This is a genomic window from Litoreibacter ascidiaceicola (genome assembly GCF_900129235.1).
Classification (GTDB): domain Bacteria; phylum Pseudomonadota; class Alphaproteobacteria; order Rhodobacterales; family Rhodobacteraceae; genus Litoreibacter; species Litoreibacter ascidiaceicola.
Genome location: NZ_FQUV01000008.1, coordinates 85,817 through 97,343, shown reverse-complemented (window position 1 = coordinate 97,343; position 11,527 = coordinate 85,817). Strand labels below are relative to the sequence as shown.

At 58.0% G+C, this 11,527-nt stretch carries 10 protein-coding genes; 2 read left to right on the top strand and 8 right to left on the bottom strand.

The annotated features are described in order from the left end of the window. Window positions 1-30 precede the first annotated feature (30 nt). Together BUB72_RS15735 and BUB72_RS15730 are read left to right on the top strand one after the other, a co-directional pair. Window positions 31-573, top strand: coding sequence for a sigma-70 family RNA polymerase sigma factor (locus tag BUB72_RS15735; RefSeq protein ID WP_217653866.1), 543 nt, complete (start codon window positions 31-33; stop codon window positions 571-573). Between the two features lie 8 nt (window positions 574-581). Then, a complete protein-coding gene (locus tag BUB72_RS15730) occupies window positions 582-1,238 on the top strand; it encodes a ChrR family anti-sigma-E factor (protein WP_073145714.1) in 657 nt (218 codons plus the stop codon). Here the strand turns inward: BUB72_RS15730 and BUB72_RS15725 are convergent. The 8 genes from BUB72_RS15725 to BUB72_RS15690 all read right to left on the bottom strand — a co-directional run bounded on the left by BUB72_RS15725 (window position 1,235) and on the right by BUB72_RS15690 (window position 11,515). Beyond that, window positions 1,235-2,458 (bottom strand): DNA recombination protein RmuC, encoded by a 1,224-nt coding sequence (locus BUB72_RS15725; protein ID WP_073145712.1) that lies wholly within the window; start codon window positions 2,456-2,458, stop codon window positions 1,235-1,237. The two genes, BUB72_RS15730 and BUB72_RS15725, sit on opposite strands and share 4 nt — an antisense overlap. Continuing rightward, window positions 2,455-4,296 carry a DNA mismatch repair endonuclease MutL gene (mutL, locus tag BUB72_RS15720; protein WP_073145710.1) on the bottom strand — a complete coding sequence of 614 codons (1,842 nt, stop codon included), beginning with the start codon at window positions 4,294-4,296 and terminating at the stop codon, window positions 2,455-2,457. The genes BUB72_RS15725 and mutL overlap by 4 nt, the downstream gene beginning before the upstream one ends. Before the next feature lie 47 nt (window positions 4,297-4,343). Continuing rightward, a complete protein-coding gene (locus BUB72_RS15715) occupies window positions 4,344-5,651 on the bottom strand; it encodes a M16 family metallopeptidase (protein WP_073145708.1) in 1,308 nt (435 codons plus the stop codon). Further along, a complete protein-coding gene (locus tag BUB72_RS15710; protein WP_073145706.1) occupies window positions 5,648-6,997 on the bottom strand; it encodes a M16 family metallopeptidase in 1,350 nt (449 codons plus the stop codon). Before BUB72_RS15710 ends, BUB72_RS15715 begins: the two co-directional genes overlap by 4 nt. Before the next feature lie 83 nt (window positions 6,998-7,080). Further along, on the bottom strand, window positions 7,081-7,599 hold the full coding sequence (locus tag BUB72_RS15705) for a DUF3035 domain-containing protein (RefSeq protein ID WP_073145704.1): 519 nt from the start codon (window positions 7,597-7,599) through the stop codon (window positions 7,081-7,083). Between the two features lie 69 nt (window positions 7,600-7,668). Then, window positions 7,669-8,148: a signal peptidase II gene (lspA, locus tag BUB72_RS15700; protein ID WP_073145701.1), complete on the bottom strand. Its 480-nt coding sequence runs from the start codon at window positions 8,146-8,148 to the stop codon at window positions 7,669-7,671. A gap of 2 nt (window positions 8,149-8,150) precedes the next feature. Further along, the gene (gene purH, locus BUB72_RS15695) at window positions 8,151-9,737 is read right to left on the bottom strand and encodes a bifunctional phosphoribosylaminoimidazolecarboxamide formyltransferase/IMP cyclohydrolase (protein WP_073145699.1); all 1,587 of its coding nucleotides are present in this window, start codon (window positions 9,735-9,737) and stop codon (window positions 8,151-8,153) included. A gap of 29 nt (window positions 9,738-9,766) precedes the next feature. Next, window positions 9,767-11,515, bottom strand: coding sequence for a heparinase II/III family protein (locus BUB72_RS15690; RefSeq protein WP_073145697.1), 1,749 nt, complete (start codon window positions 11,513-11,515; stop codon window positions 9,767-9,769). Between the last annotated feature and the right edge of the window lie 12 nt (window positions 11,516-11,527).

Here is an 11,527-nt window from a genome sequence, read left to right as displayed (position 1 = left end):
GTCAGAAAGGGTCGTGAGAAGATTGTGTCCATGAAGGAACAAGAAAACCTGCGATTTGTAGAATGCGTTCTGTTGATCCGCGATGCTCAGGATAAGGCGGCATTCGCAGAACTGTTCAAGCATTTCGCCCCGCGCGTGAAAGGGTTCCTGATCAAATCTGGAACTGACGCTTCGATGGCGGAGGAATGCGCTCAGGACGTCATGGCAACGCTGTGGCACAAGGCGCATCTGTTCGACCCGACGCGGGCCAGCGTGAGCACTTGGGTGTTCACTATCGCACGGAACCGGCGGATCGACATGTTGCGAAAGCAGCGGCGGCCCGAGCCGGACGAATTGACATGGGGCCCAGAACCTGAGCCGGATGCGGCCGATGTTATGGAGCTTCAACAAGAAAGTACCCGATTGGTTCAGGCATTAGCTGAACTGCCGGACAAACAGAGGGATTTGATTCAGAAAGCCTATTTTGGCGATCTGTCGCATAGCGAAATCGCTGATGAGACAGGGCTGCCACTGGGAACGATCAAGTCAAGAATTAGACTGGCGCTTGAAAAGCTGCGCCACGTAATGAAGTGAAACGGACTATGGAAAACATCAAACACCATATCAACGATGGGTTGTTGATTAGCTACGCAGCAGGCACATTATCCGAGGCATTCAGCCTCGTGGTCGCGACGCATGTGAGCATGTGCGACGCTTGTCGCGTGCGCCTTGAAGCGTTTGAAGCCGTGGGCGGTGCGATTCTATCGGACACGTCAGAGAGCGATAGTACTCGTGACGTGGATGTGGATTTGATCGCAACTTTGGCTCTTATTGACGCCGGTGAGAAAGCCCCTATTCGCATCCATCACACCAAGCCCGGGCTGTTTCCATCGGCATTGCAAAGCTATGTCGGGGGGGATCTGGATTCCGTAAAATGGCGTTCGGTCGGAATGGGCGTCCGGCAAGCAATTCTACCGACGTCGAAAGATGCCTCCGTCCGTTTGCTCCATATCCCCGCCGGGTGTGCCGTGCCTGACCATGGTCACCGTGGGACTGAATTGACTCTGGTTCTTCAAGGCGCCTTCCGCGACGAGTTTGATCGTTTCGGACCGGGTGATCTGGAAATTGCCACGGAAGAAGACGAACACACACCTGTGGCAGAAGCAGGTGTAGATTGTATCTGCCTTGCAGCTACCGACGCGCCGCTGAGATTCCGTGGCCTTGTGCAACGCATCGCGCAGCCGTTCTTGCGGATTTAATCCGGAGACTTGCCGAGTGGCACAACGTTGGTCTCCTCGGGCACCAGTTCCTCGAAATCGAAGTTGTCCAAGCGGTCCGCCCGTTTACCCGCACGCGTAGCGGCGGTCAGCACGCCCGACACATCATCGCCTGCTTGCCGCAGGTGCGTTTCCAGCTTGCCTGCCTTCTCGCCGATAATCTCGACATCGCGGTGAAGCTGGCGCAGAGCTTTGCGAATTTCGCCTGTTTGCTCGCGCATCCGCGAGTCCTTCAGGATCGAGCGCATCGTGTGCAGCGTCGCCATACATGTCGTGGGCGAGACAATCCATACCCGTGCAGCGAAGCCCTCACGGATGATGTTGGGCAAACGGGAATGAAGCTCCGCATAGACCGCCTCGGAGGGTAGGAACATCAGTGCCCCATCAGCGGTTTCACCTTCGATCTGGTAGCTCTCGGAGATTTTCTTGATATGCACCCGGACCGCCTGCCCCAAAGCAGTCAACGCGCGCGCTTGTTGCTCCTTGGTTTCGGCGGCGACAAGCGCTTCGTAGGCCTCCAACGGGAACTTCGCATCGATCACGATCGGCCCAGGAGGGTTGGGTAGCTTGATCAGGCAGTCCGCCCGCTTGCCGTTCGACAAGGTGCACTGAAACGAGTAGCTGTCAGCAGGCAAAGCCTTGGACACGATATCGTTCAGCTGGATTTCCCCGAACGCCCCGCGTGTTTGCTTGTTCGACAAGATATCCTGCAAGGACAACACATCGCCCGACAGCTTTTCGATATTGGTCTGCGCCTTGTCGATGGTCGCCAATCGTTCTTGTAACTGCGTTAGTGATTTGGTGGTTTTCTCGGAGGAGCCATGCAGCGTGTCGTTCATCCGCTCCTGCAAATCCGACAGGGACCGCGCCGACTTCATCGCGTTCTCGTGCAACCGCTCTGCCATCTTTTGCTGCACTTCAGCCAGCCGGACTTCCATGGTCTGGATCGTCATGCTCTGACTCTTCGACAGGCTCTCCAGCCCGCCTGACAACTGCGCCTGACCTGTTCCAAGGCTTTGCACGGTTTGGTTCAACTGCCCCATCTGCATCATCATCGGCTGCGCCATTTGTGCGGCCCGTCCTGCAGACCGAACTACTGTGATCAGCAAAACGATCATCAAAAGCAGAACAGCGGCACCCACGAGGCCCGCAATAACCAGCGGGTCATCCCACTGCAAAATCGTATCGCCAAACTGGATCATGTGCGTCCGAACAATCGTTCAATATCGGCCAGCTTCAGCTCCACATAGGTGGGGCGGCCGTGGTTGCATTGGCCCGAGTGAGGCGTCGCCTCCATCTCGCGCAGCAGGGCGTTCATCTCGTCCGCCCGCATCCAACGACCCGACCGGATAGAGCCGTGACAGGCGACGCGGCTTAACACCGCCTCTATCTTGTCGGTAACCAGTTGCGTGTCGCCAAGGTCGTCGAGTTCATCAAGGATATCTCTCACCATTGCTTCCGCGTTAACCTCGCCCAGAATCGCAGGGGTCTCGCGCACAGCGATTGCGCCTGCGCCAAACGGCTCAAGCGTTAGCCCAAGTTTGGACAGCGCGTCAGCATGGCTCAACAGTGTTTCGGCATCCGCACCGGACATTTCCACGATCTCGGGGATTAGTAATGCCTGCGCCGCAACACCGTTCTCGGCCATCTGCTTCTTTAGTTTCTCATAAACCAACCGCTCATGTGCGGCGTGTTGGTCGACGATCACCATACCGTTTTTGGTTTGCGCGATGATGTAGTTCTCATGCACCTGCCCGCGTGCCGCTCCCAAGGGCTGGTCCACCGGTTCTGCGGCAACAGGCTCGACCACGTCAACGCGGCTATAGACTGCCTGCGTTTCGGCAAATCCGGGTGCTTGGGCCTGATAAGACGCCCGCATGGCCCCCAGCGATGGGCGGTCCATTTGATACACGGGGCGTTCCACCCGCTCTGGCTGGAACGCGCCCAACGTCGCGCCCGCCACAGTCGTCGAGGCACGATGCCCCGCATCCGCCAGCGCGTGCTTCAGCGCTGAAACGATCAATCCCCGTGCCATTCTCGGATCGCGGAACCGGACTTCCGCCTTGGCCGGGTGGACGTTTACGTCCACTTTGGTCGGTTCCAATTCCAGAAACAACGCCACTACGGGATGTCTGTCGCGGCTCAGGAAGTCCGAATACGCGCCACGTAGCGCGCCGACCAACAGCTTGTCTCGCACGGGACGTCCATTCACGAACAGGAACTGCGAAATACTGTTACCGCGTGAATAAGTCGGTAACGCCGCGTAGCCGGTCAGGGTGATCCCCTCGCGTTCCGCATCAATGGCCAAGGCATTGTCCGCGAATTCCGCGCCAAGGATCGAGCGCAACCGCCCGCCAAGCGCATCGAACATATCGCCCGACTGCGGGTCTGCACGGAACGTCACGCGCCCTGTATCATCACGCGACAGATCGCGGATTGTGAAGCCGACGTAAGGCTCCGCCATCGCCAGCTTCTTGACCACGTCGGAGATCGCGCCCATCTCGGCGCGGTCGGTGCGCAGGAATTTCAGCCGTGCGGGTGTCGCATAAAACAGGTTGCGCAACTCGACCACTGTGCCTTTCGACAGGGCCGCAGGAGTGACCTTCCCCATCGCGCCGCCATCCACGACGATCTGCGCTGCGTCCTCGCCTGCGACGCGCGACGTGATCGTCATGCGACCGACTGCGGCCATCGACGGCAGCGCCTCGCCACGGAAGCCGAAGGTGTGGATGTTCAGCAGGTCAGTCCCGTCGATCTTCGATGTGGCGTGCCGCGACAAGGCCAGCGGCAAATCCCGCGCGGGGATCCCATGCCCGTCATCGGTCACGCGGATCAGGGTCTTGCCGCCGTCCTTGACGCAAAGCTCAATGCGGGTCGCGCCTGCGTCCAGCGCGTTCTCGATCAACTCCTTAACCGCCGAGGCGGGTCGTTCGACCACTTCGCCAGCCGCGATCCGGTTGACGGCCACTTCATCCAATTGCTTGATCTGAGGCCGTTTTGCGGGCTGACTATCGCCTATGTTGGGGGTCTGAGCGTTCATACCCCAATTTGTAGCACGCCCAATCCCGATTCGGCCATTGGGCTTGGCTAGTTCGACGCATCCAATCCGGTCGGCTTTCCGACGACGACAAAATGCAGGTTTTCAGGCTTCAGAAGTCGTTTAGAGACGCGCTTGATATCTTCTAGCGTCACCGCTTCAACCTGCGAATTACGGCTGTCGATGTAATCGATCGGCAAATCATCGAACTGCATTGAAGCAAGAATGTTGGCAATACGTGCGTTGCCGTCGAAGCGTAGCGGATAGGCACCGGTCAAATAGGTCTTGGCCGTCTCCAGCTCTTCCTCAGTCACGCCCTCGTCAGCCATCTTCGCCCATTCGTCACGGATGACCGAGATCGCTTCCGCCACGCTGTCATTCGACGAAGACACCTGACCCATCACCAAGTTCACATGCTCCCGAAGAACCAGATATGAATATACCCCATAGGTGAGCCCGCGCTTTTCACGCACCTCGTCCATGAGGCGGGAGCCGAACCCGCCGGAACCCAGAACTTGATTCATAACATAGGCTGCAAAAAAATCGGGATCAGTTCTTTCGATACCTGCATGACCGAAAATGGCGACAGATTGCGGCGTGTTATAGGGAACCACAGTCTCGCCGCCGGACAGCAGGAATGGCGCGGGACCGGGCAAATCTGGGCCAGTTTCTGGCAATGCACCCAACAGTTCATCCAGAATGACACCCAGTTCTTCAGCGGAGATATCGCCCACCGCACCAACGTAAACGCGGTCGCGGGTGAGGAGTGATTTATGCGATGCAATCAGATCATCGCGTGTCAGCATCGTGACGGATTCCGCCGTGCCTTCAAGCTTGGTTGCATATGGGTGGTCACCGTAAGCAAGCGACGCAAAGGTCTTGCCTGCGATGTCGTTTGGATCTTCTGAGTCAGAGGCGATAATCGACAGCACCTGCGCACGTACACGATCCACCGCATCTTGATCAAACCGCGGCTCGTTCAGCGCTTTGCGCAGCAATTCGAGGGAGGCGTCACGGTTTTCCGTCAGAAACTGAGCAGACACTGAAAAACTATCAGAAGACGCGTCAAAATCGTACTTGAATGCGAGTTCTTCAGCGGCCAGAGCGAATTCAGTCGAGGTCAGATCACCCGCGCCCTCGTCCAGCAGGCCGGACATCAAATAGGCGGCGCCACGCTTTCCCTCAGCGTCCAGCGACGCACCGCCTTTGAAGCGGATTTCCAGAGCGGTGAATGGTATCGAGGTTTCTTCGACCAGCCACGCTTTGATACCACCCGGAGAGGTCACCTCTTTAATGTCAATAGCGGCAGCAGGGAAGGTAATGAGGGCCAAGCAGGTGGCCAGAACAACACGGATCATTGGGAAACCTCCTCCGCTGACGGCTTGCGGAACCAACCGGTTACCGCCTTTTTACGGTCAAGCACCAAGCGTGCCGCTTGCATTATATCTTCCTCGGTGACGGCATCTAGAACGGCGGGCCATTGCTGCACGTCTTCGACCGTCAAACCGGAGGTCAGAGCCGCACCATATTCACGACCCAGAGAGGCAACATCGTCCTGTCCGTAGATCAAGGATGCCCGAATTTGCGACTTCACTCGCGCCAGATGCTCCGCGTCGACGCCATCCTCAAGGAATTTTGCGATCACTGCATCCATCTCGTCCTCGCCTTGCTGCAAACTCAGACCCGGCGCTGGAACGATGAACACTCCGAAAGTCGTGTCGTCGTAGTTCATGCCTGAATAGAACGCCGATGTGTAGACCGCTTTGTTGCTCTCGAATTGCAATGCACGACCAAGCACGGACGTCTGCCCGGGTCCACCAAGAATTTTGGCAAGCAAAGTCAGTGCAGCGGCCGTTTTCTGGTCTCCGGCATCCCGTTCCGGAGCCATATACGAGCGGATCACATAAGGCTGCGCAGCTTGCGGGTCTTCATAGACAATTCGGCGCTCGGCACGCTGCGGTGGCTCTTCGGGGCGAACGCGCGCTTCCAACCCAACGGTGGGTTCCAACGGGCCGTAGTGCTTCTTGGCCAGCGCTTCCACTTCGGCAGGGTCCACGTCGCCCGCAACAATCAGCACGGCCGCGTTCGGCGCGTAGTATTTTCGATAAAAGCCAAGTGCATCTTCGCGGCTTAGTTTGGCCGCCTCATGACGCCAGCCGATAATCGGGCGACCATAGGGGTGGTTCAAATATTGAGCTGCATTTCGTTGCTCACCGAACAAAGCACCCGGATCGCTATCTGTGCGCTGTGCCCGTTCTTCCAGGATAACTTTACGCTCGGTCTCCACATCCTCCGCGGTCAGGCGAATATTGCGCATCCGGTCCGCTTCCATACCCATCATCAGATCGAGGCGATCCGCCGCGATCCGCTGGTAGTAGGCCGTATAGTCCCAAGAGGTGAACGCGTTGTCCGACCCGCCATTCGCCTCGACCACAGCCGAGAACTCACCAGCCTCCAGCTTGTCAGTGGCCTTGAATAGGAGGTGTTCAAGAAAATGCGCGATGCCAGAAACCCCCGGTGCTTCGTCCGCAGCGCCCGCTTTGTACCAAAGCATATGCACCACGACCGGCGCACGATGATCTTCGAGCACGACTGCCTCGAGACCGTTATCCAAGGTAAATGTGGTGATCTTTTCGGCGCCAAGGGCCGGAAAGACCAGAACAACCGGAGCAATCAGACAAGCAATTAGACGGCGCATAAGCATCCCTTCAGATAATCACGTTATTAGAAAACATGGCAGGAGTTGCCGAGAATTCAACCTGAGCCACGGCCTTGTGACTGGCCTGACTATTCGTAGCCTTCGGGCGGCGCGGAATTGGTGCGCACACCAAGCCGGCGCAAGCGCTCAAGCTCGGCGTACTGATCAAGAGATTGCTTGCGGTAAGCCTTGAAGTAGACATTCACATTAAAGACGCGTTCAAGCAGGCGGCCATCGTTCTTGCGGCGGAATTCCAGATCTTCGGTTGCAAGAGCGCCCCGGATATCGGGAGAAACGCCATAGCGCGACGCGTAGTTTACCAACCCGCCATCACTGATACCACCGTTTGGATTGCCCCCGAGCGCCACCACGGCATCGGCCAGTGGCGTCACATCGGTCCGGTTGGTCCCGCCCTTCGTTGGCGCAGGCAAGGCCTTGTAGTCATCGGGAAGCGTCAAAGGCTTGTTTGGCAGGATCGCGAACTCGTCTGGCCCGCCTTCCTGATTGGATTTCACGTTGAGCAACTGGGGCTGTTTATTCCGGTCACATGCCGACAGCGCCAGTACGGCACAGACCATCCCGCCAAGGATCATCGCTTTACGTTGCATGAAAGGCCACTCCTGCTCTTCTTTTGATGGTGTTTTAACGTAATCCGACGCGGTCGTCACGAGGGTTCTTTATCCTGACTTATGCTCGCCCTTGGTGTCATCAAATGCAACCAAGGCGAAAGCGCCTGCAAATATGCCGATGTCGGCGATATTGAAGGTGTAGGGATTGCTGATACCGCAGCAGGACATGTTCAAAAAATCGGCAACGGCCCCGTAAAGTACGCGATCCAGCGCATTTGCAAGCGCACCACCGATGATTGCCCCCGCCCCCATCTGCGTGATTGTCCGGCCAAGATTGCGATTGCCCCACCACAACAGGAAGCAAGACACCACGATGGCCAGCGCGACCAGCACGTAGCGCATGATCTCTGGGCTGTCCGAGAATAGGCCGAAATTGATGCCCGTGTTCCAGCCCATGCGGAAATTCAACAGGGGTGGCAGCACGTCGACGGAAAGCCGCTCGATCAGGTTCATCTTATGGACGACAGCCCATTTGGAAAACTGGTCGATCCCGAAAACGGCCAGTGCAGAGAGAAGTATAACCCTCATGATCAGTGCCGGAAATGACGCATGCCGGTGAAGACCATCGCAAGGCCAAGCTCGTCAGCAGCTGCGATCACTTCATCATCCCGCATGGAACCGCCGGGCTGGATTAGCGCGGTCGCCCCTGCTTCGGCTGCGGTTTGCAAACCATCCGCGAAAGGAAAGAACGCGTCGGAGGCCACTGCGGACCCGATTGTGCGTGGTTCAGGCAGTTTCAACAACTCCGCCACGTCTTGCGCCTTGCGCGCCGCGATGCGGGAGCTATCCACGCGGCTCATTTGCCCTGCGCCGATACCCACGGTCGCGCCATCCTTGACGTAGACGATCGCGTTGGACTTCACATGTTTCGCCACGCGCCATGCGAACAGCATGTCGGCAAGTTCCTGCTCGGAAGGTGCGCGTTTGGTCACAACCTTCAGGTCGCCCGCCAGAATGCGGCCGTTGTCTTTGTCTTGCACCAACAATCCGCCGGACACTTGGCGCACGGTCAGCGCTGCGGCGACTGGATCAGGCAAACCGTCCGTCGTCAGCAAACGCAGGTTCTTCTTCTTGGCGAAAATCGCACGTGCATCATCATCCGCGCCGGGGGCAATCACCACCTCGGTAAAGATGCCGCTAATCGCTTCGGCAGTCGCCCCGTCAAGCGGCTGGTTCACTGCAATGATACCACCAAAGGCCGACGTCTGATCGCATTCGAAGGCCTTGTTGTAGGCTTCCGCGACAGTCGCGCCGCGGGCCACGCCACATGGGTTGGCGTGTTTGATAATGGCAACCGCAGGGCCGTCCTTGGGGTCGAACTCGGCGACCAGCTCAAACGCGGCGTCAGTATCGTTGATGTTGTTGTAGGAAAGCTCTTTGCCCTGATGCTGCTGCGCGGTCGCAACGCCGGGGCGGGCAGAACCATCCGTGTAGAACGCCGCCTGCTGATGCGGGTTTTCGCCATATCGCAGGGTTTGAGCCAGAGTGCCTGCAAAGGACTTGCGGCGCGGTGTTTCACCCAACGCGCCCGCCATCCAGCCGGACACCGCCGTGTCATAGGCCGCCGTGCGCGAATACGCGGTGAGCGCCAGACGCTGGCGGAAGGCGTAGGAGGTGGCGCCGTCTTGCGCCATCATCTCGGCCAGAACCGCTTCGTAATCCTGCACATCCGTCACGACGTTCACAAACTGGTGGTTCTTCGCGGCAGAGCGCAGCATCGCTGGTCCGCCAATGTCGATATTCTCGATGCAGGTCGCATAATCGGCGCCCTTGGCGACGGTTTCTTCGAACGGATACAGATTCACCACAAGCAGGTCGATTGCACCGATGCCATGCTCCGTCATCGAGCCGACATGACCTTCGTTATCGCGCAATGCCAGCAAACCACCATGAACAATCGGATGCAGAGTTTTCACGCGACCATCCATCATCTCGGGGAATCCGGTCACTTCGGACACGTCTTTCACATCCAGCCCCGCGTCACGGATCGCGGCGGCAGTGCCGCCCGTTGAAAGCAACTCAACACCGTGGCCCGCCAAGGCACGGGCGAAATCAATCAGGCCGGATTTATCGGATACAGAAAGCAGCGCGCGGCGCACGGGTACGAGATCGGTCATAGCAGTCCTTAAGGCTCAAGCAGCAGAGGTCATTTCAACGCCAGCTCAAGGTCCTCGTCCACGTCGCGCAAGTAAGACGGAGTGTCCTGCGCTTTAGCCAAAGACCAACTGACCTGGCTCGCATACTCCATCACGCGGGAGGATAAAACGATCTGTTTGGACGCACGTGGCTTTAATCGCCCTTTTTCCAGATAAACGCTGGGTTCAATCGTCATTTTCGCCGCGAATGACGGCCTGAACACCCAAACTTCACCACTTTTCAGTGCCAGTGAGATAGCCGTCCCTCCCATATCCAGAGAGGCATCTACCTCCGGATGTAAATGGAACCGGACCGAATACGGCACGCCCTGCAGTGAAATTTTGTCCATATGCGCTTCGAACCGGACCCGATCAGGGTCGGTCAAAGCCGCCAGAGTATCCTCACCTGTAACCCGGCGCCCATCCAGACTGACTTCCATTTTCCGGACATGGGTCAAACCATATTCCACGCAATAGCTGTTATGGCTCGCGATGATTTCGGTGGCATCGCTTCCAACATTGCGTTGCTCGGTGACTTTCGTCGGGCCGGATGTCAGAAATTCACCTTGTGGCTCTGCAATCAACTTGGCCGATGACACGCCGTCTATAGATAAGGTCGAATGAGAAGGTGTGGCGCGACCAGCCCTGCGCCATTCCGCACCGAACGGCGCACCGGACCCGCAATTCACAATCAATGCACGACGGCCAGACGTCAGCTCGAACGCCAAGGTGCTGGCATGTGCGACCCGTGACGCATTTCGTGCCGGTGGCGCGCTGACATCGGCAATCACTGTCGTGCGCCCACCTGACAGGCGCGCGTAGCCCATGGCAAGCCCATCCAATTGGGCCGCCTTAACGCCGGAGTAGGCCAAGGCATGGTCTAAACGCCCCTCCAAACCCCGACCGCCACCATGAAAACGCGCCAAGCCGCCATCAGCGTGGCGCAATGCCCGAAGCGTCGGGGCCATGCGCTTGATAGCGGCCAAATGCGCAGGTAGTGGCATCCGGCCTGCTTCTGTCAATGCGGCGGCGGCCCATGTCAGGAGAGTGAAAACCTCCAAAAGTTCTTCGGGATTTCGCGTTGGGATACCGCCTTCGGCGTCAATCTGATCGGCACATTCGCGCGCCAGCGCATTGGTTGACGGCGTCGCATACCGTTCCATCCCGCCGAGGCTAAGGGATGCGTATAACAGGCCGGTCAAAGCCTCAAAGCGCGGCAACCCGCGCGAGGCAACCGACCAACGTCGTCCTAAATAGGCTGTCTGATGCGCCAGTGATTTGTAATATCGGTCGTTGGCTTCGGGTGTCTGGCCATTCATCAAGAACAGCGCGTGGTTGATCCATCGGATCAGACGGCGCCCTGTAAGATCCGGCGACCAGCCCAAGCCGCGCCCGCGACCGAAGCGTTCGATCCACTCGTGCACCCACGCCTGCGCCAAAAGCCGCGAGTCCCGATCCCCGACCGAGGCCAGGTCGTCGAGCCAGGTGAAGCCGTTGAGCTCTGCTTCGTACATGGCATCTGGAGGCGTTATTTCCCAAAGGGACCGCCCTTCTGCCTGTACCAAATGACCACCAAACTGGAAATTTCCGGCGGCGAGCTGTTTGCCTTTGGCAAATGATCCAATCGTGCGCGGCTCAGGTTGCGAGACAAAGCCCGTCGCCTGCGCCCGCATGGCGCTCAGCCGTGCATGCACCTTGTCCATAAACGTAATGCTGCGTTCCACCCCGATGGATGGCGCGACTTTGGCCTCAATGCTCATATCACCGACTTT